General features: G+C 70.0%; 19 protein-coding genes, 1 tRNA gene and 2 pseudogenes. 14 read left to right on the plus strand and 8 right to left on the minus strand.

Features of this window, described 5'->3' with window-relative positions:
* Nucleotides 1-26 precede the first annotated feature (26 nt).
* Both OG953_RS09395 and OG953_RS09400 read right to left on the minus strand, forming a co-directional pair.
* A complete protein-coding gene (locus OG953_RS09395) occupies nt 27-1,250 on the minus strand; it encodes a hypothetical protein (RefSeq protein WP_405683424.1) in 1,224 nt (407 codons plus the stop codon).
* A gap of 142 nt (nt 1,251-1,392) precedes the next feature.
* Nucleotides 1,393-1,596: a hypothetical protein gene (locus tag OG953_RS09400; RefSeq protein WP_405683425.1), complete on the minus strand. Its 204-nt coding sequence runs from the start codon at nt 1,594-1,596 to the stop codon at nt 1,393-1,395.
* A 503-nt stretch (nt 1,597-2,099) separates the two neighbouring features.
* On the opposite strand from OG953_RS09400, the gene OG953_RS09405 reads away from it, so the two are divergent.
* The 7 genes from OG953_RS09405 (at nt 2,100) to OG953_RS09435 (ending at nt 8,901) form a co-directional block, all read left to right on the plus strand.
* On the plus strand, nt 2,100-2,936 hold the full coding sequence (locus OG953_RS09405) for a helix-turn-helix domain-containing protein (RefSeq protein WP_405683426.1): 837 nt from the start codon (nt 2,100-2,102) through the stop codon (nt 2,934-2,936).
* A complete protein-coding gene (locus OG953_RS09410; RefSeq protein ID WP_405683427.1) occupies nt 2,933-3,139 on the plus strand; it encodes a DUF397 domain-containing protein in 207 nt (68 codons plus the stop codon). The genes OG953_RS09405 and OG953_RS09410 overlap by 4 nt, the downstream gene beginning before the upstream one ends.
* A gap of 239 nt (nt 3,140-3,378) precedes the next feature.
* Nucleotides 3,379-3,451: transfer RNA gene (locus OG953_RS09415), tRNA-OTHER, on the plus strand.
* A 108-nt stretch (nt 3,452-3,559) separates the two neighbouring features.
* On the plus strand, nt 3,560-4,696 hold the full coding sequence (locus tag OG953_RS09420) for a gala protein (RefSeq protein ID WP_405683428.1): 1,137 nt from the start codon (nt 3,560-3,562) through the stop codon (nt 4,694-4,696).
* Nucleotides 4,693-6,453 (plus strand): ankyrin repeat domain-containing protein, encoded by a 1,761-nt coding sequence (locus OG953_RS09425; RefSeq protein WP_405683429.1) that lies wholly within the window; start codon nt 4,693-4,695, stop codon nt 6,451-6,453. Before OG953_RS09420 ends, OG953_RS09425 begins: the two co-directional genes overlap by 4 nt.
* Nucleotides 6,450-7,688 (plus strand): AAA family ATPase, encoded by a 1,239-nt coding sequence (locus tag OG953_RS09430; protein WP_405683430.1) that lies wholly within the window; start codon nt 6,450-6,452, stop codon nt 7,686-7,688. The genes OG953_RS09425 and OG953_RS09430 overlap by 4 nt, the downstream gene beginning before the upstream one ends.
* Nucleotides 7,689-7,743: 55 nt before the next feature.
* Nucleotides 7,744-8,901: a DUF2201 family putative metallopeptidase gene (locus OG953_RS09435; protein ID WP_405683431.1), complete on the plus strand. Its 1,158-nt coding sequence runs from the start codon at nt 7,744-7,746 to the stop codon at nt 8,899-8,901.
* Nucleotides 8,902-8,925: 24 nt separating this feature from the next.
* On the opposite strand, the pseudogene OG953_RS09440 reads toward OG953_RS09435, so the two are convergent.
* A pseudogene (locus OG953_RS09440) lies at nt 8,926-9,182 on the minus strand (hydrolase); the annotation flags it as partial.
* Nucleotides 9,158-9,340 (minus strand): hypothetical protein, encoded by a 183-nt coding sequence (locus tag OG953_RS09445; RefSeq protein ID WP_405692454.1) that lies wholly within the window; start codon nt 9,338-9,340, stop codon nt 9,158-9,160. The gene OG953_RS09445 and the pseudogene OG953_RS09440, both read right to left, overlap by 25 nt.
* Nucleotides 9,341-9,537: 197 nt before the next feature.
* On the opposite strand from OG953_RS09445, the gene OG953_RS09450 reads away from it, so the two are divergent.
* A complete protein-coding gene (locus OG953_RS09450; RefSeq protein WP_405683432.1) occupies nt 9,538-10,599 on the plus strand; it encodes an amidohydrolase family protein in 1,062 nt (353 codons plus the stop codon).
* A 48-nt stretch (nt 10,600-10,647) separates the two neighbouring features.
* Complete coding sequence (locus OG953_RS09455) at nt 10,648-11,250, plus strand: TIGR03086 family metal-binding protein (RefSeq protein WP_405683433.1); 603 nt, start codon at nt 10,648-10,650, stop codon at nt 11,248-11,250.
* 81 nt (nt 11,251-11,331) lie between these two features.
* Here the strand turns inward: OG953_RS09455 and OG953_RS09460 are convergent, their stop codons facing one another.
* On the minus strand, nt 11,332-13,461 hold the full coding sequence (locus OG953_RS09460) for a hypothetical protein (protein WP_405683434.1): 2,130 nt from the start codon (nt 13,459-13,461) through the stop codon (nt 11,332-11,334).
* A 104-nt stretch (nt 13,462-13,565) separates the two neighbouring features.
* Nucleotides 13,566-14,249: an alpha/beta fold hydrolase gene (locus OG953_RS09465; protein ID WP_405683435.1), complete on the minus strand. Its 684-nt coding sequence runs from the start codon at nt 14,247-14,249 to the stop codon at nt 13,566-13,568.
* Between the two features lie 120 nt (nt 14,250-14,369).
* On the opposite strand from OG953_RS09465, the gene OG953_RS09470 reads away from it, so the two are divergent.
* The 3 genes from OG953_RS09470 (at nt 14,370) to OG953_RS09480 (ending at nt 16,699) form a co-directional block, all read left to right on the plus strand.
* Nucleotides 14,370-15,149, plus strand: a complete 780-nt coding sequence (locus OG953_RS09470) for a chitosanase (protein WP_405691743.1) — start codon at nt 14,370-14,372, stop codon at nt 15,147-15,149.
* Between the two features lie 189 nt (nt 15,150-15,338).
* The gene (locus OG953_RS09475) at nt 15,339-15,647 is read left to right on the plus strand and encodes an SH3 domain-containing protein (RefSeq protein WP_405683436.1); all 309 of its coding nucleotides are present in this window, start codon (nt 15,339-15,341) and stop codon (nt 15,645-15,647) included.
* Nucleotides 15,648-15,820: 173 nt separating this feature from the next.
* Nucleotides 15,821-16,699, plus strand: coding sequence for a chitosanase (locus OG953_RS09480; protein ID WP_405683437.1), 879 nt, complete (start codon nt 15,821-15,823; stop codon nt 16,697-16,699).
* 93 nt (nt 16,700-16,792) lie between these two features.
* Here the strand turns inward: OG953_RS09480 and OG953_RS09485 are convergent.
* Nucleotides 16,793-17,056 (minus strand): annotated as a pseudogene (locus tag OG953_RS09485) (purine permease); the annotation flags it as partial.
* Nucleotides 17,057-17,638: 582 nt separating this feature from the next.
* Here OG953_RS09485 and OG953_RS09490 point away from each other — a divergent pair.
* On the plus strand, nt 17,639-18,238 hold the full coding sequence (locus tag OG953_RS09490; protein WP_405683438.1) for a hypothetical protein: 600 nt from the start codon (nt 17,639-17,641) through the stop codon (nt 18,236-18,238).
* A 361-nt stretch (nt 18,239-18,599) separates the two neighbouring features.
* Here the strand turns inward: OG953_RS09490 and OG953_RS09495 are convergent, their stop codons facing one another.
* Nucleotides 18,600-18,791, minus strand: coding sequence for a hypothetical protein (locus OG953_RS09495; protein WP_405683439.1), 192 nt, complete (start codon nt 18,789-18,791; stop codon nt 18,600-18,602).
* 745 nt (nt 18,792-19,536) lie between these two features.
* Between OG953_RS09495 and OG953_RS09500 the strand changes: the two genes are divergently transcribed.
* On the plus strand, nt 19,537-23,337 hold the full coding sequence (locus OG953_RS09500) for a LamG domain-containing protein (RefSeq protein WP_405683440.1): 3,801 nt from the start codon (nt 19,537-19,539) through the stop codon (nt 23,335-23,337).
* Nucleotides 23,338-23,364 lie beyond the last annotated feature (27 nt).

A 23,364-nucleotide genomic window follows, 5' to 3' on the forward strand; every position in this document is an offset into this window, starting at 1 on the left:
GTCAGAGCGGTTCGCGACCGTACGAGTTACTCGCCGAGCCCGACCCGGTAGACCCTGCGCCGACGAACATGCTCCCCCAGCCCCCAGAGGCTTCCACCGTGAGCGGTGGTGTAACTGAGGTCCTCGGGGCCGATGGAGAGCTTTCCGTGCACCGCCGCCTTGGCGCCGCGGGGCGTCTGCACCCACAGCTGGCCCGCTGCTCCGGGTGTCGAGGCGTTGGCGGAGTAGTAGGCGCGGCCGGTGACACTGACCGCGCCCTGAACCCTGGCTGTCTGCAGCATCCAGCTCTCGTCGGAAGTTCCGTCGGCGATGTAGCCGGAGGCGGCCAGGTTCCAGCGCGCGGCGTACCCCTGGGAGCTGGTCCGGTACTCGCTGGACACGATGGAGGCCGTCGACCCCTGGGTACGGTCGAGCGAGAGCTGCGAGTGCAGGAAGTTGGATCCCGCCGTGTTCTCGTAGATGTGGTGCAGCGGAAGCACGTAGTCGTACCCGTACGCGTAGTATTTTCCGTCCTGGTAGCCAAACCGGTTCCGGGCAGCGGCGCCGCCGGTCACCCTCACCATCTTGGTGATGTCGAAGACGCTCATGCCACCGCGCCTGACCGTGGTATTCCGGCCCGACCTGTTCGCGATGTAGAGGAAGTTGCCGACCCAGGCCATACCACCCGCGTGGATCTCCACCGGCCCGTAGGTGGGGCGGCTGCCCGCCCGCGCCTGGCGGGGTTCGACCAGGAGTACGTGCTGGTACTTCGGGTTCACCGGGTCCCTGGTGACGTCGACGAAGGTGACCCGGGCACCGCGTGACTCGTAGTCCTTCTTGCCGTACCAGGAGACCACCAGCACATCGCGGCCGAGGCCCGGCACCGTGCCGCCGTAGCCGTCGAAACTGGTGGTGACGCCCTGCGGGTACCAACGCGCGGTGCTCCGGTCCCAAGCGCCGTCTGGCGCCCGGGTATTGGTGTCCCAGGCGAAGCCGTACTGGAACCGGTCCGGCACCGTCCCGGCGGGCGGAGCGCCGCCACCGCCGTCGTTCCAATCGCCCACTCCCGCGCCGTTCCACTTGGCCGTGTCGAGTATCCGCGCCAGGTCGGCGTTGGGCAGCGCCTTTCTCAGGCCGTCACTCGCGTCAGCCCAGCTACGGCCCTGGGCGTGCCCCAGTTTCATGGCGACCTGGAACACGGTGGGCGCTGCGTGTGCGGTCGAGGGGCGCAACAGTCCTCCGGCCGCCGCGGCTAAGGGCATCGCAGTCATGGCGCGAAGGATCGTTCTTCGTGGAGTGGCCATGTCAGAAGAAGGTAGACAGTGCCCCTCGGCCCGGTCTAGCCCCCTGCACCCCTTTCCGCCCTTCGGTGAACTAACGAGCGGAAAGCGCCCCACCGAACACATAGAGTGCTCACCCGGCAGCGGGCTTAGCCCGCGTGCGTACATGGACAGCGTCCACGAGGCGGCCACCCGCGACTGTCCCTCGTACACGGTCGCTGTCGCCGTCCACCCTGCCGCCGTGGTCCTCCTCGCTGCTCCCGAAGACGTCGAGGAGCACATCACGGACGGACGCGACCTGGTACACGCCGCAGTAGACGGTGTGCTGTCTGGCCATGTTCCGGTCCGCCAGGAACGATCAGCCTGCGGCGGGACGGAGGCTGCCTTGGCGCATAGGTGACCTCGGGTCGGTTTCCGCTCGGTCGGGGCGATGGGTGGGGAGACCTTCGTCGGTCAGGATGCGAGCCGGGTCAGGCAGTCCTTCCGGGCGCCCGGGGTGGCTCCCTGAGGGGACGACGTCCCCTGGATGGCTCGGATTGCGTCATCGCCGACGGGTGCGGATGTCGGGGACGAGGGAGGTGTTGCCCCCGCGTACACCTTGCCGACGCTTACGGGCTCGCACGTCCGGGGTATCCGCTGAGTTCCTCCCGAATGCCCTCTGGGCCCGTGGCTACCGTGATTGAGAGGGTTACGCCGGCGACCTCGCGTTGTACGCGTCGGCGCGCAGACTGTACGCGGCACGGGGCGTGACCCGCACCGTTGGGCCGCGTTGGCCGATTCGAGGGTGCGGAGCGTTCGGGGCAAGCAGGGCTACGCGGGACGGTACGGGAGGCGTGGGACGTGGACGATCAGCGACAGCAGCCGGGGCACGAGTGCGAGGTCGGGTCGGGCATCTTGCACGTGTTCGGGCAGCACTTGAAGCTGTTCCGGGTACGGGCCGGTCTGGAACGGGCGGAGTTCGGAGCAATGACGGGGTATTCGGCGTCGTCCATCGCGTCGTTCGAGCAGGGGCGCCGGATCCCGCAGCCGAAGTTCATCGACCAGGCGGACGAACTGCTGGACGCGGGTGGGGTGTTGAAGGCAAGCAAGGAGGAGGTCGCTCGGGCGCAGTATCCGGCGTTCTTCCGGGACGCGGCGCGGCTGGAGGCGGAGGCGGTTGAGCTGCACGTGTACGCCAACCACGGCGTGCCTGGGCTGCTGCAAACGGAAGATTACGCGCGGGCGGTGTTCGCGATGTGGCGACCAGTACTGGAAGACGAGGTCGTGGAACAACGAGTGGCAGCACGCCTGGCCAGGCACGAGATCTACTCTCGTCGCCCCAGGCCGACCATCAGCTTTGTGATCGAGGAGTGCATCCTGAGCCGCCCCCTGGGCGGGGAAGCAGTGCTGCGTGGTCAGTTGGAGCAATTTCTCCTGGTCGGCCAGAACCGCAACGTCGAGATCCAGGTGATGCCGACCCGGCGCGAGGAGCATGCCGGGATGGCCGGTCCCTTCACCTTGATCGAGACCAAGGAAGAGCGGAGGATCGCATACGTTGAGGCGCACAAGGACAGCCGTCTCTACACGGAGCGAAGGTCCGTCCGGGAGTTCGAGGAGCAGTACGGAGTTCTCCGGGCCCAGGCACTTACTCCGCGCGAATCGCTGGCCCTCATCGAGAAATTTCTGGGAGAGACATGAACGCCGAAGCGCTTGTGGGGACGTTGCCTGAGTCCGCGTGGCTCAAGAGCAGCTACAGCAGCGGAGCGGGCGGCGAATGCGTCGAGGTCGCGGCCTGCCCCGGTACCGTCCACGTCCGCGACTCGAAGGACAGCACGGGGCCAATCCTGTCTGTCGCCGCTGGTGGCTGGGCGGCCTTCGTGGAGTTCGCCGCACAGAGCTGACAGCGCATGGACGACGGCGCCCCACCACCGAGACATTCCGGTGGTGGGGCGTCCTCCTGTACGAGCATGCACGCGGATTTCAATCGGCCTTCTTCGCCCGGCCGCGGGGCTTTCCCTCCGGCCGCCAGGCCCTGAGGTCCTCCGCCCGGCGAGGCGGCAAGGCGGCGAAGCCACGAGGCGATCAAGCAGAGGCACTGGTGTGCGAATTCGGAATCGATACGGCTAGGATCATGTACGGCAAGGCTGTAGCGCAGAGGTCGTCGCGCCCTCGCATCAAGCTGGAGGACGTCGGTTCGAATCCGACCGGTCTTGCCGCCTTTTTCGTGGAGGAGATTCGATGGCGTCGGTTCGTCCCGAGCGGGCGGAGAACGCGGTCGCCCTCTCCTGGCCGGGTACCGGCGGGGGACCTGGGGAGTAGTGATGTTGCAGCCGATGCCCGTGCGCTGTCCCGCGATCGAGCACCCGGACATTCCGCTCGCCGACGCGGCCCTGCTCGGCCCGCTGCTGGAGCGGCTGGAGTCGGCGCATACCGTCGAGGCCGACGAGACCTTTCCGCTCGGCACGCTGCGGATGGACGGCCGGGTCGATCTCTGCAAGCAGGGTCTCGGGGCAGCAGGCGCGGTCCGGGTGATGCCCGCGGTCGCCCGCTCCCCGCACGCCGCGCATGTGCTGCTCGGCACCAACTCGCTGGGCGACGAAGGGGCACGGGCCGTCGCCGACGCGCTCGGCCTGGACGGCCACGGGCTGCGAACGGTCTACCTCGGCTGCAATCGCATCGGAGCCGACGGGGTCACGGCGCTCGCCGGTGCGCTGAGCGAGGACGACACCGTCAGGGCGTTGTGGCTGAAACGCAATCCCGTCGGTGACGCCGGTGCCCGGGCGCTCGTCCCTATGCTCCGCCGCAACACCGTTCTGCGTACCCTCGACCTGGTGAACAGCGGGCTCACCGCCAACGGCCTCACGGCGCTGCTGGCCGTGCTGAGTCAGCGGTCCCGGCCCGTGGAGCGGCTGTTCCTCGGTGGCAATGGCCTCGGCGCCGAGGCTGCTCCGCTGCTGGCCGCGCTCATCCGGGACGCCGGTGTACGGGAGTTGTACCTTCCGGCCAACCATCTCGGTGACGAGGGAGCCGCCGTGCTCGCGGCCGCCGCCGACCCCGCCCGTCCGATCCGGCTCGGCCTCGGCGGCAATGGGATCGGGCCCGCCGGGGCACGCGCCCTGGCCGATGCGCTCGGCGGGATCGAGGCGCTCGATCTGGGGCGGCCGCCTTCGGAGCGAAGCCTCGGGGCCCGGTCCAATGTCACCGGTGACATCGGAGCCGATGCGCTGGCCGGGGCGTTGCGCGGCAGTCCCCTGCGGCGGCTGGAACTGTGCCACACCGGGCTCACCGGGCGGGGTGCGAAGACCCTCCTCGCGGCCGTCGACGCCGACTCCCGTCTGGAGTACGTGGGGTTGGGCCCCGGGCTTCCCCGCAAGGTGAAGCGGTCCTTCGCGGCGCGGCTGCGCCCGGACGGCGGCGCCCATGCGGACCTGCGCGCGGTCAGGAGCGTCTACCGGTGAGTCCGGACGCGGTAGCCGGGTTCTTCGAGCCTGACGAGGTGGCGAGCCGACGGCAGGTCCGCAGGTACGCGGTGCCCCGGTGGATGATCGAGGCGTCCGCCGAGCGGCGCGCGGCCGGGGACTGGCAGGGGGCCTGCGCGGCGGCCCGGTTCGATGTGACATTCGACCTGTCGGAGGTCTCCGCGCGGTACGGTCCGGACGTGGCCCGAGCGCTCGAGTCCGATCTCCTTCATCTGGTGCCCGACCTTGTGCGCTGGCATCTGCCGCGAGTGCTGGGCGGACGCTCGACGCTCGCCACCGACCGGACCGTGGTCCTCGCGGGTTACGGAGTCACGGCGGACGGGTCCGGGGCGACGGCGCCGTACCTGCACCTGCGTACTCCTCCGATGGTCGACGGACCGCAGCGAATCCCGCTCCGGTTCGGGGCGGTGCGACATGGCGCGGCACCCGGTGTCTTCCGCGGACACGTCGAGGACTGGCGGGCTTGCCGGTACCTGTGGGACGCGCGCCGCGCCGACGAACTGCGGGCACGCGCCGGCGGTGCGGACCGGTTGCCGTTCCTCCACGCCGACGGCACACCTCGCGGGGCGGACGAACTGCCCGACAGGGACCCGGGCACCGGTGATCCGGTGGCCCGTGCCGAGTGGGTGACACTGCTGTACCAGCGAGGCCGAGTGACCGAGTCGCTGACGGCGGTCGGTATCGACTTGGATCCGTCCATGCCCGAAGTGCCGTCGTGGTACCGGGCGACGCCGGAAACGATCCTGGCCTGGCCGGCGCTCGATGTTCCCCGGCTGGAGTCGGAGGCCGGACGGTACGCGGAGCTGAGCGCGGCGGAGCGTTTTCGGATCGGCGAGGACTGGCGCGCCTGCGTCCTGCTGGAGTTCACGGGCAGCGACAGAAAGCCGCGGATCAGGCTCGTCGAGCGGGAGGCGGCCGGAGACGCGGCCTTCCTGCCCCAGGCGCTCCGGCAGCCGCTGCCGGATCTCGACCTGCTGCGGGTCGGCGGTGTGGCTCCCGCGCAACTGCATCCACTGGTCGCCGGATCCCTCTTTCCCGGACTCGGCACGGCAGTGGGTCCGCCGGGGCCGACGCCTCCCGCGCCGGTACGGGTCAGGTGCCGTGGTGAGTGGCATGAAGTCGTCTTCCGCGACGGGAAGTTCGACTCCCCGCACAGCCCGCAGGAGCGACAGCGCGAGAACGCGCTGCGGGCCTTCGGCGGCGCCGTCACCGGTTGCTTCGCCGTGGAGCACGCCTGCACCTCCGGTACGGGCCGGCTGCCCAAGGGCCTGCGGGCACAACGACGGGATCTCTTTCTGCGCGCCCAGCACGGCGACACCCCGGGGGTCCTGGAACTCCTGGACGCGGGCGTCGACCCCCGGGTGCGGGACGGCGGCCGGCGCAGCCTGCTCCATGTGCTGCATCTCCTCGACCACGAGCCCCTGCTGCCCCGGCTCCTGGCAGCCGGACTCGATCTGGAGGCCCGGGACCACCGGGACCGCACCCCGCTCAGCGTGGCGGTCGGCGACGGCGGTTCGGCGGCACTCGTAACGGCGCTGATCGACGCCGGGGCACGGATCGACGTCGTCGACCAGATGGAACTCTCGCTGGACCAGCTGATCCGCAAGTACCGGCGGACGGACCTGGACTTCCTCAGGGAACGGGTGGAGAAGGAGCATCCGGACATCGGGGCCGACTGGTGGGACGAGTGGGAAGAAGAGAAGGACGACGAAGACGAAGAGGATGAGGACGGGTGAGTACCATCGCCCCCAGCACACCGGGACAGCCACCCGTACCGCCGCCTCCGGCCGCCGCACCCGGACCGCTGGACGCCGCCGACGAGCTCAATCGCAGGCTGCGGAGCTCGCGTACCGAAGACGCCACCAATCCTCAACTGGAGGCATTGGCATTGGCGGTGACGGCCAATCAGCCGGTGTTGCTCTGGGGTGAGCCGGGCATCGGCAAGTCGGCCGGCATGGAGCAGCTCGCCGCCGGGCTCGGCCTCGGGCTGGAAACGGTCATCGCCAGTGTGCACGAACCCTCCGACTTCGCCGGACTGCCGGTCGTCGGTGACGATCCGGCCGTGACCGGCGTACCGATGGCCCCGCCGGACTGGGCGGTCCGGCTCGCGCGCACGGGCCAGGGGCTCTTGTTCTTCGACGAGTTGTCCTCCGCTCCCCCGGCAGTGCAGGCGGCGCTGCTGCGCGTCGTGCTCGAACGCCGCGCGGGCAGCCTGACGTTGCCGGAGTCCGTACGCATCGTGGCGGCGGCGAATCCGCCGTCGAGCGCGGCGGACGGCTGGCACCTCAGCCCACCGCTCGCCAACCGTTTCGTGCACCTCCAGTGGACGCACGATCCGCGCACCGTGGCGCGCGGCATGGCCGGTACGTGGCCGAAGGCCGCGGTCCCGGTCGTCGACGCCGCCAGGGTCGCGGGATCGGCGGCACGGGCCCGGGGTGCGATCTCCGGCTTCCTGACCGCACGCCCCGGCCTCGTCCATCACATTCCGGCCGACGCGGAGAGCCGGGGCCGGGCCTGGCCGTCCCCGCGAACCTGGGACATGGCGCTGCGGCTGCTCGCCACCGGGTATGCGACGGGCGCCGGGCGGGAGGCGATGGCGGCCGCGTTGACCGGGGCCGTGGGAGACGGTGCGGGCATCGAGCTGCTGTCCTACCTGGAGAACCTCGATCTGCCCGACCCCGACCGTGTACTGGCGAACCCCGCCGCGTTCGCCCTGCCCGAACGCGGCGACCGGCAGCTGGCCTTCCTCATCGCGGTCGTCGCGGCCGTCCAGGGCGACCTCACCCGCTCCCGCTGGGAGGCCGGCTGGGCGGTGCTGGCGAAGGCCGTGGACGCGGGTGTGCCCGATGTGGCGGCCAGGGCGGCGGTGGACCTGGCGGCGATGCGGGACACCGACTGGCCGGTGCCGGAGGGCATCGACGCCTTCGTGGAACTGCTGCAGCTGTCCGGCGCCCTGCCGCAGAGCGGCTGAGGCAGGCACATCGGTGCCGGAACCGGAAACCGCCCCAGGGCGGCCCCAGTTGGACATGACGAAGCTGCTCGCCGCCCGCTACCGGGCGGCGACCGACCGGCCCTACCTGGCCTCGGCGCTGTACGCCCTGTCGGTGGTGGCGAGCACCGAGGTGCCGACCATGGGCGTGGACCGGCACTGGCGCTGCTATGTGTCGCCCGCCTTCGTCGACGCGACACCGGTGGCGGAGCTCGCGGCGGTGTGGGTGCACGAGGTGGCGCATCTGCTGCGCGATCACCACGGGCGGGCGGAGCGGCTGCCCACCGCCGACCAGCGTGACCCGCACCGCGTCAATGTCGCCCAGGACTGCGAGATCAACGACGACCTCATCGCCGACGGGCTGCCTCTGCCGGCCGGCCGGATGGAGCCGCGGCTCTTCGGCCTGCCGAACGGGCAGCTCTTCGAGGCGTATCTTCCTGGTGTGCCACAGGGCCCTCCCCCGCACAACTGCGGGTCCGGTGCCCATGGACAACCGATGCCCTGGGAGCTGACCGGATCGGACGGGCCGAGCTGTCTGGGTCAGGTCGAGGCGGATGCGCTGCGGCGCCACACCGCGGAGGCCATGCGCGCTCATCGGCGCAGCCGGGGCAGCCTCCCGGCGGGCTGGCAGCGCTGGGCGGACCAGGTCCTGGAGCCCACGGTCGACTGGCGGCAGGCACTCGCGGGCGCGGTACGGGAGGCCGCCGCGTGGGCCGCCGGGGCGATCGACTACACCTACCGCCGCCCGTCCCGGCGCAGCGCGGCGCTCCGCGGCGTCGTCCTGCCCAGCCTGCGCCGACCTTTGCCCCGTGTCGCCGTCGTCATCGACACCTCGGGGTCGATGGGTGATGACGAGCTCGCCTCGGCACTGGCGGAGGTCACCGGAGTGTTGCGGGAGGTGGGCATCCGGGGCAACCGCGTCACCGTGCTGGCCTGCGACGCCGATGTACAGAGCGTGTCCCGGGTGACGGCCGCCGAGCAGATCACGCTGAGCGGGGGCGGCGGCACCGACATGCGGGTGGGGATCACCGCCGCCCTGGCGGCCCGGGACCGCCCGAACATCGTCGTCGTCCTCACCGACGGCTATACGCCCTGGCCCGACGAGGCCCCCTCGTGCCGGCTCGTCGCGGCACTCATCGGCCCGGACGCCCCGCAGCCCCCGAGGTGGGTGGAGACCGTGCGCGTCACCGCCTGATCCGGGCCACAAGAGCTACGCCCGTCAGTCGCCGAGGACGCCTGTGCGCCGGGCGGAGAAGTCTCCCCACTTCCCGTCGGGCAGTTTGGCGCGGATCTTCATCGAGTAGCGGGTGCCCTGCGGGTCGCTGAGGTGAGCCGGTAACTCGCCCGGCCTGCGGGCGGGGTGGAGCCCCACACGATCGTGGTGGTCAGCCGGCCACCCATGAAGAGCTGGGAGGCCGGAATCTCGCCGCCCGTCTCGGGCTGCTTCCAGTTCAGGTCGATGACGTACTCCTTGCCTTGTGCACGGAGGTGGCGCTGCCGGCCTGTGCTGTCACATGGCCCGGTGTCGCGGGCTTCCGGGTGTCCCCTTCGGGGGCCGAGTCGCATGCAGTGAGCGCGGCGAGGAGCAGGGCGGTGAAGCAGGCCAACGCGGCGGTTGCGTGGGGGCGTTGCACGGTCGTGCCTTCCATTCGGCAGCAATGGTCCAGACCTGTACCGCAGGGTGCGAGGGTCGTCGACAAGAGGGTGGAGCGGAACCTTCCGCAATGTGCCGGTGTGCGCAGACGATCGTGCGTCGGCGGTCCATCGGCGGGGTGCCGGTTTACACCAGCGGTCCGTTGGCGGGGTGCCGGATGTGACGTACGGTCGGCCGATGCTGTGCATACGCGGGGTTGTGCTGCCGGAGCGCGAGGAGCGCGAGTTCTGGATCGACGGCGAGGTACTGCGCGTCGGCAGGCCGCCCGGCGGGCTCGCGGGCCGGGACGCGGAGACGATCGTCGACGGCGGCTGGCTGCTGCCCGGGCTCGTCGACGTACACACGCATCCCGGGGCGCTGGAGCCGGGCGCCCCCTTCGACGAGGATCTGCTGCGCAGGCAGTTGGGCGAGCACCGGGATGCGGGAGTGCTCGCCGTGCGCACCCCTGGCACCTCGCAACGGATGCCCGCGTGGGTGGAGAAGGACCCTGAGTTGCCGCGCGTGACATCGGCGGGGCGGTGGCTGGCGACGCCCGGCCGGTTCTTCCCCGGGTTCGGACGGGATGTGAGCGAGGCAGAGTTGGTGCGTGCGGCCGTGGAGGAGGCGGCCGCGTCGTCCGGGTGGTGCAAGGTCATCGGTGACTGGAGCGCCGACGAGCCCGCCGTACCGCTGCCGCTGTTGACCTCGGTGGTGGAGGCGGTGCACGCGGCCGGCGGCAAGGTGGCGGTGCACTGCCAGACCGCCGAGGGCACGCGAAATGCCGTACTGGCGGGCGCCGACAGTCTGGAGCACGGTATGCATCTGGACCCGGCGCTGCTGGACCGGATGGCCGCGCAGGGCACGGCGTTCGTCCCGACACTGAGCGTCTTCGGCGCGAAGGTGGACGCGATGCGAGCGCGGGAGCCGAGCGTGCGACGTGATCTCTGGCTGGCCGGCTGGGACACCATGCTCAGCAATGTGCGCGCGGCCCACGAGGCGGATGTGACGGTGCTGGCGGGGACGGACTCCTTCCCGTGCGGGACGGTCGCCGGCGAGATGGACTGGCTGGTACGGGCCGGGCTGCCGGCCCGGGCAGCGCTGGGCGCGGCGTCCTGGACGGCGAGGGCCTGGCTCGGTCTGCCGGGGCTCGTGGACGGCGCACCCGCCGATGTCGTCGCGTACGCCACCGACCCGACCCTGGACTCTGCCGCGCTGGATCACCCGAGCCGGATCGTGCTCCGGGGACGCGTCGTGCGATGAGCGATGAGTTCCGGGCGCCGGAGCAGTCTGCACTGCATGGATACGCACATGAAGACGACACCCACGATTCCCACGATCGATCTGGAGCCCGCGGCCCGGCAGATCGCCGGCCTGCTCGACGGGATCGGTGAACAGCAGCTGGCGGGCCCGACGCCCTGTCCCGACTACACGGTCCGGGAGCTCCTCGCCCACGTGGCCGGGCTGAGCACGGCCTTCTGCGACGCGGCGCGGAAGGACTTCGGACCGACGACCGACACCGCCCCCGACGCCGCGCTTCCGGTCCTCGCCGACGACTGGCGCGAAACGCTGCCGCCGCTGCTGGACGAGCTGGTGACGGCCTGGCGCGATCCTGCCGCCCGGCAGGGCATGACCAGGGCGGGCGGTGTCGACATGCCGGGCGAGGTGGCCGCGGCGGTCGTGCTGGACGAGCTGGTGATCCACGGCTGGGACCTGGCCCGTTCGACCGGCCAGAAGTACGAGGCGGACGAGGCGAGCCTGCGCGTCTCGCTGGCGATGCTGACCCCCAGCGACACCGTCCCCCGGTCCGAGCGCATCTTCCGTCCGCCGGTTCCGGTCCCGGCCGACGCACCCCTGGTCGACCGGGCCGTCGCCATGAGCGGCCGCCGCCCGGACTGGCAGCCGGGCGACTGAGCGGTGGGCAGCTGAGGCCCGGTGGGCCGGGGCGAAACGGGGCGCTGGGCCGGGACGGCCGGTGGCCGGACCCGGCCCGGGTCAGCTCAGCATGCGCGCCGCCTCACGTGCCTGCTCACGCAGTCGTTCGTCGGCCGGGGCCATCCCCGATTCCAGGCCCGAGGCCGTCACCCTGAGGTCCCGCTCGGCAAGAGCCGTCAGGCGGCGGCGGTGGTCTTCGGTGAGAGCGGTGCGGCCGAGGGCGACGAGCGCCTCCAGCGCGGTCACGGCGTCGGCGTCCTCCTCGGCGGAGTCCAGGGCCAGACCCGCCAGACGGGGGCTGTCGAGGGATTCGGGTGCGATCGCGTGCAGCGCGAGGACGGCGGCCGGCGTCTGCAACCGGTCCGTCAGCAAGCCCTCCAGCGCGGGAACCAGCGGCCGGGCCGCGGCGCCCATGCGGGCCGCCGCCCGTGCGGCACGAGCGAACGTCCAGCGCATCCACACCGGCCCGTCCTCGGCGAACACACCGGCCAGCACCGGCACCGCCTCTTCCGCGTCACCGGTGATCCGCCACAGGGCTGCGGCGATCTCGACGTCGCTGTCCAGCTGCGGAATGTTGCGGTCCTCCTCGGGCGCGCTGAGCCCGGACCGCAGGGCGGGCACCAGCCCGGCCGCCTCAGGGCCCAGCTCGGCGGCAAGTCCCGCAGCCTCGCGCACGCCATGGCCGCCACGGGCCAGCCGGGCGGCAACCGCCGCCAGCAGGGGGCCGGTCTCCCCGGTCAGTTGGCGCACAGCCTTTGCCGCAGCGAGCCGGCCGTCCTCCGGTCCGGAGCGGGCCGCGGTGGTCAGGATTTCCGCCGTCGCCGCGCGGTGTTCCGGTGGGCAGACTGCAGCCAGCGCCTTCGACACCACCTTCGGGAATCTCGGCAGCGCGGACCGCAGTTCGGGCAGGGCGGCGGACGCCCGGCTCCCCCAGGCGCCGAGCAGGACCGTGAGCCGGATGGGCTCGTTGCCGTCCAGGTCGTCCGCGCCCAGCCGGGTCCGTATGGCGTCCAGCAGTGCGGGGTCGTACGGGAACGAGGTGTCGGCCGTCCCTCCGATCAGTAAGCCGCAGGCCGCACCGAGCGCACGCGGGCGCTGTCCCAGGTCACGGGCCAGGAGGGGCGCGGCCCGGTCCGGGGCCACGGCGACGAGCGCTTCCAGGGCCCGGTCCGCGGGATCGCCCTCTCCCTCGGCCAGCCGGGCCAGCACCGGAGCAGCCGCCACGGCATGCGTGCCCAGCTTCTTGAGGAGCGAGTACGCCGCCGGTACTGAGGCCGGGTCGGCTACGAGCGCCTCCATGGGGGCGACCAGCCGTTCCGGCGCGCTGCGCGAAAGCTGACAGGCGGTCTCGGCCGCCCACAACGCCTCTGTACGCGCTTCGGGCACCGCACTGCGCAGTGCGGCATCGAGCAGGTTGTACGCCGCTTCGCGGTCCTTGTCGGTGTCGCGGAGCAGCAGTTCTTCGACGACATACTGCAGCGGTTCGTTCCGCTCCAGGTCGAGTCGGTCCTGGACGAGCTCGTCCGCGGGAAGGAGGGACAGCATCGCCTCGTGGTGCGCGGAGGTCCACGGCAGTCCGGCGTCCACACAGGCCAGCAGCGCTGCGATCCTCACCTCGCCGGGCTCGTCCGTGCCCATGGCTTCGGTTGCCGCAGCCGCCGTTCCCGCCGGATCCAGATGTGCCATGGCCCCGAGGAGTTCGGCCCGTACGAGGGGATCCGTCTCCTGCTTCCGGCGCCGCCGGAGCACCGGCAACACCCGATCAGCCGCCCCCGTCATCGCGGCGGCCCACACCGCGGCCCGCCGCAGCCCGGACTCCTCGGCGTCGACCGACGCGAGAATCAGGGGCAGTTGACCGACGACGGCCGACCGGCAGGCGGCGTCGTCCGTGTCGCCGTGGTCCGCGCCGCCCTCCGCTATCCCGCCGAGGAGCACCAGCAGGTCCTCCGTGCGGTACCCGGCCCCGGCGAGCTGCGCCATGTACGGCACGGCGCGGGCCGTGGCCTCGTAGACCGAACCCTGGTGCAGGATGCTGCCGTACAGCTCCGAGATCGCCTCGGACGCCGCATGCTCGTCGTCGCCCGCCAGTGCCCGCAGGCAGTCGGGCACGTCGGCGGCGCTCCCGTAGGCATGCTGCAGTTCGGCCCACGGCTGGGCATCGACATCGGCGAAGAACAGTGCGAGTTCCATGGAGCGGATCATGGCACCCGGCACTGACAACGCCCGGCCGCGTATGGAGCCGGAGGGCAGCACACAGCTGCCGGCCGGGCCACGGGCCGGCAGCCGCTCGCCGTTCAGCTGGTGAAGAACTCCGTGATCTGCTGGGCGACCTGGTCGGGGTGGATCTCATGCACCCGGTGGCCGCCCCCGATCGTGATCAGCCGGCAGTCCGGGATCAGCGAGGCCATGTCCTGCAGGCGCCCCTGGGGCATGGTGGACTCCGGGCCGCCGGCGATCATCAGCGTCGGCGCGACGATCTCGCCGAGGCCGGCCGCCCACTCGGGGTCGGGGTCGGCCACCTCGGCCCGGATGGGAGCGACGACAGCCCAGTCGTAGTCCACCGGCCCCTCCGATTCGGCGGCCTGCTTCAGCTCGCTCGGGAACGGCGGCGGGGTCTCCACGAGCACCAGCCGCTCCACCCGGTCCGCGTGCTCCTGGGCGAGCAGATGAGCGACGACACCGCCCATCGAGTGGCCGACCAGGCCCACCCGGTCGAGCTCGCACTCGTCGAGGAAGCCGAGGACGTCGTCCCGCATCAGCTCGACGGAGTACTCGTCCGGCCAGTCGCTCTCGCCATGACCGCGCAGGTCGATGGCGTACACCCGCCACTGTTCACCGAGCAGACTCCCGGCCGCCTCCCAGCTCCCGGCGGAGCCGCCGAGGCTGTGCAGCAGGACCACGGGCGAGCCGAAGGGGTCGCCCCAGGTCCGATACGCCAGCCGTACATCGCCGACATCCACAACAGACTGATCTTCCATACCCATGACGCTACAGCCGAATGAACGAAGACCTTTCATCCCTGGCTCCCCGCGGCCTGGCAGGGTTGAGGGGTGAACGTCTTTCCCCGCCCGCTGCTCATCGCTGTCGCCACTGCCGTCATGGCCGTCTCCGTGCTCTGCGGCTGCTCGTCCGCCGGGTCCGCCGAGGGTGGGCCGGAAGCCGGGCTCGACGATCCGGCGAAGAAGGAGATCGCCATGCAGTTGGTCTCCAGCGCGGAGAACTCCTCGCTCGACTGGAAGGCGCAGTACAAGTACATCGAGGACATCGGCGACGGCCGCGGCTACACCGCGGGCATCATCGGCTTCTGTTCCGGCACCGGCGACATGCTGAAGGTCGTCGAGCGGTACGCGGCGGCGCGTCCCGGCAATCCGCTGGAACGGTTCCTCCCTGCCCTGCGCGCCGTACAGGGCAGCGATGCGCACGACGGGCTCGGCCGCCCGTTCACCGAGGCCTGGGCCGAGGCGGCCGTGGACCCCGCCTTCCGGTCGGCGCAGGACGCCGAGCGCGACCGGTCGTACTTCGACCCGGCGGTCGCCCGGGCCGAGGCGGACGGACTCGGCGCCCTGGGGCAGTTCATCTACTACGACGCCTATGTGATGCACGGGTACGGCGACACGGACGGCACGGTCGGCTTCCGTACGATCCGCCGCGAGGCGATCGCCGCGACTGCGCCACCGGCGCGCGGCGGGGACGAGGCGGCTTATCTGAACGCCTTCCTCGACGCCCGTGTCGCGGCGATGCGTAAGGAGCCCTCGCACTCCGACACCAGCCGGATCGAGACGGCCCAGCGGGTGTTCGTGAGCGAGGGCAGGTTCGGGCTGGAGACACCGCTGCGGTGGCGGGTGTACGGCGACGGTTACCGGATCGACGCCCGTTAAACCCATGATCGACGGGCGCGGGAAGCGTCCGCCCCGCTGACTGCGTACGCCGGTGCATATACCATTTGACCTGCGCTTTCACTCCTCCATGAAGGGTGACCCGGAGCCGTGACCCGGCGGTCGGCGGCTCCGTTGAGGCTGACGAACGGCACACGCGGATGTGGGCCGGAACACGGAGGAGAGTTCCACATGCTGAAGAAGATGATGCTGGCCGCGACGGTCCTGACCGCCGGTCTCGGGCTGGCCCTCAGCCCCGCCGCCCAGGCCGTGCAGAGCCCCGCCGCCGTGCAGGCGGCGAAGGCGCCGGCCGCGGTCTGCACCGTCAACGACAACGGGGTGAACTTCCGCGGCGGACCGGGCTCCGAGTACCCGGTCCTGGGTCAGGTGAACCGGGGCCAGAACCTCAACTACCGCGGCCGGCAGGGTGACTGGATCATGGGTGACCTGTGGGGCGGCCCCACGGGCGTCTGGATCCACGTGGCCTACCTCGACTGCTGAGGCCGGCACACCTCGGCCCCGCACCGCGCCTTCCGCGCGGTGCGGGGCCTTCCTGTGTCCCGGCGCCGCGCCCCCAACTCCCTTGTGTCGAAGGGGTGTACGGCGGTCACCCCACTCTGATAGGAAAGCTTCCTAACAGACCGACACAACGGCGAACTCCCTTTGGAGGACTGGTGCACGCTCCCCATAAGCGCACCGTACGTCGCAACACCCGCTCCGTGCGCATCGCGGTCATCGCGGTCGGATTGACCCTCACGGCGATACCCGTCACGGCCTACGCCGGTGCCCCCACACACCCGGCGGCACATCAGCAGACGGCGGTGGTTCAGCACGCCGCCGCCGCGACCGGGCTCGACGATCCGGCGAAGAAGGAAATCGCCATGCAGCTGGTCTCCAGCGCGGAGAACTCCTCACTCAACTGGAAGGCCCAGTACAAGTACATCGAGGACATCGACGACGGCCGCGGCTACACCGCGGGCATCATCGGCTTCTGTTCCGGCACCGGCGACATGCTCGACCTCGTCGAGCTGTACACCCAGCGCAAGCCGGGCAACGTCCTCGCGAAGTACCTTCCCGCGCTGCGGAAGGTGGACGGCACCGATTCGCACAGCGGTCTCGACCCGAACTTCACCAAGGACTGGGCGACTGCCGCGTCCGACTCGGCGTTCAAGCAGGCGCAGAACGACGAGCGGGACCGGGTCTACTTCAACCCGGCGGTCAGCCAGGGCAAGGCCGACGGCATCGGCACGCTGGGCCAGTTCGCCTACTACGACGCCATCGTCATGCACGGCGACGGCGGCGACAGCACCAGCTTCAGCTCCATCCGCAAACGGGCCCTGGCGAAGGCGAAGCCGCCGGCCCGGGGCGGCAACGAGGTCACGTATCTCAACGCCTTCCTGGACGCCCGGGTCTGGGCGATGCAGCAGGAGGAGGCCCACTCGGACACCAGCCGGGTGGACACCGCTCAGCGGGTCTTCCTGAAGAAGGGCAATCTGAACCTGGATCCGCCGCTCGACTGGAAGGTGTACGGCGACAGCTACCACATCGGCTGACGCACACCCGGGTCACGGCTGTGGCGCGTACGGCAGCACTCGTCGTGGTCTCCGTACGCGCTGCAGCGCCGTACCGGCCGAAGCCGGCTTCGGTCAGTGTGCGCCCACCGGAGCCGCGGCCGCCGGGCTCTGCTCCTGCGGCGACGGATCCGGCTTCCTGCCGAGGTGGTTGAAGGCCAGATTGAGCGCGATCGCCACGACGCATCCGGTCGAGATCCCGGAGTCGAGCACGACGAGCGCATCCTTCGGGAACGCGTGGTAGAAGTCGGGTGCGGCGATCGGGATCAGTCCGATGCCCACGGCCGCTGCCACGATCAGCGCGTTCTCGCCCTTCTCCAACGCGGCGGTCGCCAGTGTGTCGCGGACCGGGAAGCGCAGCCCAAGCGCATGGTGGGCAACGGCGAGTTCCGGCCGCGGCTTGGGGTGGACGGCGGAGTTGCGGATGACACGGATCTGGTCCAGGAGCTGCACGGCCTGGTGGACCGCGTCGCGGTCGAGCGCGGGCAGCTTGTCGGCGAGATGTTCTTCTAGGCGCAGCAGGCCCGAGCCCGGGTTGCGGCCGGGCACCTTGAAGTCGCGCAGGATGTCGGTCAGGACGACCAGCCCGGAGTTGTCGGCCGCTTCGTCGTCGACGTCCAAGGCGAGGAGGCTGGAGCGGTCCATGGGCGGAGGGACGACTAGGGCTTCGCCGAAGACCAGCTCGTAGGTGACGTCGAGGAAGTTCAGCGCGCGCAACACGGCGCGCGGCTCGGTGAAGGACAGCGCCTCCGGCGGCGCGGGCGGCGACAGGTGGGCGGCGACGTCGGCGAACCAACGGGCTGCCTCGCGTCGATGCCGATCGCGCGGAACCCGGACTAGCCGGAAACCCATCGTGCGAGAATCCCTCAGCCGGTACCGGATGCGCCGTTTCCGGCGGCCCTCGCACTGGGAGAAGAGCGTATGCGCACCACCGTGATCGGAGTCGGACGGGTAGCGGCGGCCGCTGCATGGGTCGTTCTCGTTGCCGGATGCGGTGGCGGCGTTGGGGGTTCCGCTCCGACCGCCGCTGCATCCTCCGCACCCTTCGGCCAGAAAGCGGTGCATGCGGATCTGGACGCGGCCATCTCGGCTGCTGGGCTGCCCGGAGGAAGGACGAAGGCAGGATTCTCCGTGGGCGACCGTTCGGCCCGCTCAGCAACCACTGACAGAGAGCGGACGCTGGCCGCCCTCGCGCCTCGACTGACACCGTGTGTGGTCTCTTGGACGTCCAGTGCGACGTGGAGCTCCTCCGGGACCGACCCGGTCAAGGTGCGTCGGCAGCTCGACACCGTGCTGTCGGGCCTTGCAGCGCGAGGTTGGAAAGAGACACAGCCTTCCGAGGAAGCGCCGATCGGAGAGGACGGCTCGCTCTTCATGGCTACGTACAGGAAGCAGGGTTGGATCCTGAACGCCCGGCACAGCAGGTTGAAGTCCTTGAATCAGTCCACTGTCATGATCACAGAAGAAGCCTGCTTCGGCCGGCTTACGGACGACGAGCTGGCCCTCTTTGACGACGCCTGACGAGCTCGTGCACAGTTGGCGGTGAGACGTCGGGGGCTTCGGTGCGGCTCGGTGTTCACGTCTGTCGTGCCGAGTTCAGGTCCATGGGGTGTGTGCCACAGTGCGCGATGTCCACACCGAGTGGCAGACCCGCTCGGCGGCATGTGAGACCGCGGCCCGGGCCGAGTTGCTGACCGCAGTCCGCTACAGGGTCCTCACTGCCTGGGCAGCAACAGCAACCCGCCTTGCGACCGGCATGTGCTGGAGCGGCTCAGTTTGACCGGCAGGCCCTGCCCGCTTCGAATCCGCGCTCGCCTGCGCCCGGTACGGCATTGCCGGAAGCGCAGCGGCAGCCCCTTTGTACGCAGACGAGAGAGCGAGCTCAGTCGCTGCTCGTCATGGGGTACTTGGAGCCCTTGCGCCCGTCGGCGAGCGCAACGAGGAGTTCGGCAGGCTGCGGCCATACGCCGCGATCAAGGTAGCGGATGCCTTCGCCTTCTGGTGCGCTGCCGGTGTCTTTGCTGATCGGGTGGCGCCGGTTGGTCGCGGTGTGCCGTCCGTGCGTTCGTCCCACACCAGCGTCGGCACGGCCTGGCCGGCAGCGAGCGGGATGGTCGCGGCCAGGCGGTTGTGGCCGAGCTGATGCACCTGGACCTCAACCGGATCGGTGACGCCGGGGTACCCGCCGATGCTGACCGGGATGGATCTGCGGTCCTTAGAAGGCGCAATCCGAGCATGCTGTGAGGACTTGGGATACGGGCACGAGACCCCTGACAGTCGCCGATGTGTCCGCTCGAATCTCTCCCCTACTCGATTATCGGACGGGCATGTACGCTGCCAGTCATCACGACAGGGGGCTGCGTGTTCTGGGGGGTGAGTGCTAGTCATGACATGTGTATTTAGCGGCATTTCGCATCGGAGCACTCCTCTCGGGCGGCTCCCGTTAGCGATCCGGTTAGCGCTCGGGACCTAAGCGAGGCGCTAGTTCCCGGCAGTGATCCGGGCAGCACTCTTGGCACTGGGTGAGGCGCGAGTGCCCGACCACTGACCGTGGGCCTCCGGTGCCCCTCTCCCCTTTGTGGTGTCTCTCCATCCCGAGGGGAGTCTTCACGTTCCCCAAGGTCTCGCGCACCTTGCGGCTTCCCTGTCCCGGAACCACGCCCGGATTGCCCTTCACGACGTCCCGTGGTCCCGCGCGCTTCGCATCCCGCACGCTCCGCCCGGAACGCTCCGGGCGCCTCCATCGAAACGGTCCTCACCATGCACACGCCCTTGTTCCTGCTCATCGGTCACTTGACCGCGTCTGCGTGGAGAGCGTCATGAGACTTCCCAGAGGGCGCGCCGTCCGATTGTCCGGCGCGATTGCCGCCCTGGCCCTGGCTCTGACCGTGGCACCGGGTTTGCCCATCGTGGCGGTGCCCGCGAGCGCCGCCGAGCCGGTGCGGTCAACCCCGTCCGACGCGGCGCTGGCCGAGGCTGAGGCCACTGGTGAGCGGGTCGAGGTCGTCGAGGAACGCACGGAGCAGGACACGGTGTTCGCCAATCCCGACGGCAACACCTTCACGTTGGAAAAGTCGATCGTTCCGGTCCGCGTGAAGACCGCGAATGGAGACTGGACGCTTCCGGATGCAACGCTGACCAAACGGGCCGACGGCACCGTCGGTCCGAAGGCAGCGGCAGTCGAGGTCTCCTTCTCGGGCGGCGGTTCTGGCGCAGACCTGGTGACCATTGGTGAGACGGGTCGGTCCGTGTCACTGGGGTGGCCGGGTGCCCTTCCCGAGCCGCAACTCGAGGGTGCGCGGGCCGTGTACGAGAACGTGCGGCCTGACGTCAACCTCATCCTGACCGCCACGACGGAGGGCTTCCGCCAGGTCCTGGAGGTCGAGACGCTTGAAGCAGCCGCCGACCCGGGGCTGCGGACCATCGCGTACGGGCTGGACGCAGACGGGCTGACGGTCCGGTCGGCCGCCGTCGGCAGTATGGAGGCAGTGGACGGCAATGGCCAGGTGGTCTTCCGCTCGCCGAGCGCGCAGATGTGGAACTCGGCCGGGGAAGCAGCCGGGGCGTCCGGCGCTGATGCTGCGAAGCCGACCGATGGTCTGTCGACGCAGGCGGCGGGTTCGCGTCCGCTCAGTGCTCGCTCGTCGGCCGCAGCCGAGGGGACAGACCCTGTGGTCGTCGCTCCTCCTCAGGAGGGCGACCCGCTGAGCGGCCCTGGTGCGGGCGACGAGGCCGCAGTCATGGATGTCGCGGTGGACGACAGCTCCGTGAAGGTGGTTCCCGATGTCGCTCTGATCGCCAAAACTACCGAGGCGGAACTGCCGCTGTATATCGACCCCTCCGTCGAGCTCAACGAGTCCGAGCGCACGGTGCTGTCTTCCGACGGCGACGTGTTCTACAACTTCTCGGGCGGCACCAACGGAATGAGCGTCGGTAAGTGCGGTTCGGCGGTGATCGGTGGGGTGTCCTACTACTGCGGCAACGGCTATGTGAACCGCATGTACTTCGAGTTCGCACCGGACAAGCTCAAGGGCAAGCACATCCTGGACGCCACCTTCTCAGTGACGGAGACGTGGTCGTTCTCCTGTGACGCACGGTGGGTCGACCTGGAACGGACCAACAACATCTCGTCCGCGACGAAGTGGCCGGGACCGACGAAGCTGGACCAGATGGGCGACCGTCACGTGTCGGCCGGACGTGGTTCGCTTTGCTCCCCCTCCCAGCCCAAGGCTCCCATCAACTTCAACGACTACCCGGAGGAGCCGGACGAGAACCTCACTCCGACCGTCAAGTCCTTCGCCGACGGCAAATTCTCCCGGCTCACGCTCATGCTGATGGCCAAGGACGAGGGCGACACCGTCTCCTGGAAGCGGTTCGACGACGATGCCGTCCTGTCGGTCAGTTACGTGAGCAAGCCCGCAACGCCTACTGCCTACGGCCTCAAGGCTGGTGCGAGTCGGGTGTGCAGCACGTCAGAGTCGTCACCCAGCGTGATCACTGACCCCAAGCCAGACCTGCTGGCTACCCCGGAGACGGCGGTCGGCGGTGAAGCCGAGGGCCGTCTGCGTGTGTACTTCGACGTGGACGTGAAGAACGCCACGACGTGGTCGGACGCACCCCAGCCAACCACCGGGTCGCTCAAGCCGACCTCCGGTTACGTCTCGTACAGCAGCACGCTGAAGAACTTCCCGGCGCAGACCAAGGACTGGGACACCCCTCTCCTCGACGGCAAGCTGTACCGGTACCACGCGTACACACACTCGCTCTACAACAGCGACCAGAGCTACCTGACGACCACGCCCTCTCCCTGGTGCTACTTCCTCGTCGACAGCAAAGCGCCTCAGAAGCCGACCGTCAGCTCGTGGACCGTCTACAGCGAGTGTGTGTCCGGGGGCGCCTGCAGTCCTGGCGGCGCGCCAGGCAAGCCGGGAACGGTGCTCTTCGGTCCGGGAACTGGCGAAACCAGCACCAACACTGGCTACCGGTACAAACTGTCGACGGACGCGGCGTGGTCACCATGGTTGAGCGGTGCCACCTACCGGGCCACGATCACACCCTCCTCCTCCGGAACCAAACTCCTGCACGTGCAGGCGAAGTCGGCGGCGTATCCGCTCGGGGGTGACGAGCAGATCGTCAGGTTCCTCGTCAGCGAAGGCCCCAAGGCCATCGCCCGGTGGAACTTCGACGAGGCCGAAGGCGAGGCTCTGGACACCTCCACGAGCGATCCCGCCCTGCGTAACAACCTGACGCTGTCCGGCGCAGCCCGTACTCCCAACGGGCGGCGTGGCGAGATCGTGAAGACCGCTGCGACCGAGACGGAGCCGGCCGTGTTCGGCCCCGACCAGGGCCTGTGGCTGGAGAAATCGGCGTACGCCTCCACCACGAAGCCGGTTCTGGAGACCGCGGCGTCGTACACCGTTTCGGCCTGGGTGCGGCTCGACGCGACGGGCCGCAACGTCACAGTGGCTGGGCAGGACGGCACCTATTACAGTCCGTTCTTCCTCGGCTACTGCGAGACTGTCAAGACTTGGTGCTTGCGGCTGGCCGATGCGGACGCCGCCTCCACGTCCTTGGACAACCAGCGAGTGAACGCGACGTCTCCCGCGCAGACGAAGGTGTGGACGCACCTGACCGCGGTCGTCGACCACGACCAGAACCTGATGTCCCTGTACGTCAACGGAAAGCTCCAGAACACTGACGCGATCACGTCCAACTGGTCCGCCCCCGGAGGCTTTCAAGTGGGCCGCGTGAAGTACAAGGGCGGATACGTGGACCCGTTCCCCGGTGAGATCGACGAAGTGGCGGTCTGGCAGGCCGCGAAGTCCCTCGAAGAGATCGCCACCGACGCCCAGCTCCTCGATGGTCCCGATGGCACAGGCATGCCGCACCTGGAACTGGTCGCCGACCTGAACCCCTCCGGTGCTTCCGGGACCTCCCTCAAAGACACGACGAGCAACTACGGGGCGTCATTGGCCCTGGGTGCCGGCGCGAGCCTGAACGGCGAGTCGATCGTCCTGGACGGAACTGGTGGCGCCGAGTCCACCGGCGCCCAGCTGGTCGACCCGACCGGATCGTTCACCGTCGCCGTGGAGGCGCTCGTCGACGGGGCCGCCCTCGTGGGCAAGCCGGACGGCTACAGGGCGCAGATACTGGGCCAGCGGACGGACACGGGTTCGTCGTGGGGCCTCTGGTTCGAGAAGACCGGGGTCGACACCACCGGCCACGAGGTGCTGGACGAGAACGGCGAACCCGTCGTGGATGAGGCGACCGGCGAGCCCCTGTCCGAAACCTGGGCGCTCGGCCGCTGGCACTTCGGTCGGCTCACTGCCGACGGCTCCGGCGTCTCGGTGCAGAGCGACGAGGCGGCAGTCCTGGGCACCGAGGTCCAACTGGTCGGCGCATACGACGCGCAGTCGGATCGGATCAGCCTCTTCCTGGTCGACCGGCAGGGCGTGCCCACCGCCTTTACGGCGGCTGCGGGCACCGGCGGCCTGGCCGTCGGCAAGGGCTGGTTGAGCAGTGCCTGGAGCAGCCAGTTGCCGGGTCGGATCAACAGCATCCGGCTGTGGGCGGGCGCCGTGTCCAACGCTCAACAGAAGACCACAGTCGTCGGGGACTGATCCCGCAGGGATCACCCCGCACCGGGG

Source organism: Streptomyces sp. NBC_00057 (assembly GCF_045041165.1).
Lineage (GTDB): Bacteria > Actinomycetota > Actinomycetes > Streptomycetales > Streptomycetaceae > Streptomyces.

Coding starts and splice junctions, on each gene's coding strand:
- OG953_RS09395 (WP_405683424.1), bottom strand. CDS start 1,250: ATGACTGCGATGCCCTTAGCCGCGGCGGCCGGAGGACTGTTGCGCCCC.
- OG953_RS09400 (WP_405683425.1), bottom strand. CDS start 1,596: ATGGCCAGACAGCACACCGTCTACTGCGGCGTGTACCAGGTCGCGTCC.
- OG953_RS09410 (WP_405683427.1), top strand. CDS start 2,933: ATGAACGCCGAAGCGCTTGTGGGGACGTTGCCTGAGTCCGCGTGGCTC.
- OG953_RS09420 (WP_405683428.1), top strand. CDS start 3,560: ATGTTGCAGCCGATGCCCGTGCGCTGTCCCGCGATCGAGCACCCGGAC.
- OG953_RS09435 (WP_405683431.1), top strand. CDS start 7,744: ATGACGAAGCTGCTCGCCGCCCGCTACCGGGCGGCGACCGACCGGCCC.
- OG953_RS09450 (WP_405683432.1), top strand. CDS start 9,538: ATGCTGTGCATACGCGGGGTTGTGCTGCCGGAGCGCGAGGAGCGCGAG.
- OG953_RS09455 (WP_405683433.1), top strand. CDS start 10,648: ATGAAGACGACACCCACGATTCCCACGATCGATCTGGAGCCCGCGGCC.
- OG953_RS09460 (WP_405683434.1), bottom strand. CDS start 13,461: ATGGAACTCGCACTGTTCTTCGCCGATGTCGATGCCCAGCCGTGGGCC.
- OG953_RS09465 (WP_405683435.1), bottom strand. CDS start 14,249: ATGGAAGATCAGTCTGTTGTGGATGTCGGCGATGTACGGCTGGCGTAT.
- OG953_RS09470 (WP_405691743.1), top strand. CDS start 14,370: ATGGCCGTCTCCGTGCTCTGCGGCTGCTCGTCCGCCGGGTCCGCCGAG.
- OG953_RS09475 (WP_405683436.1), top strand. CDS start 15,339: ATGCTGAAGAAGATGATGCTGGCCGCGACGGTCCTGACCGCCGGTCTC.
- OG953_RS09490 (WP_405683438.1), top strand. CDS start 17,639: ATGCGCACCACCGTGATCGGAGTCGGACGGGTAGCGGCGGCCGCTGCA.
- OG953_RS09500 (WP_405683440.1), top strand. CDS start 19,537: ATGAGACTTCCCAGAGGGCGCGCCGTCCGATTGTCCGGCGCGATTGCC.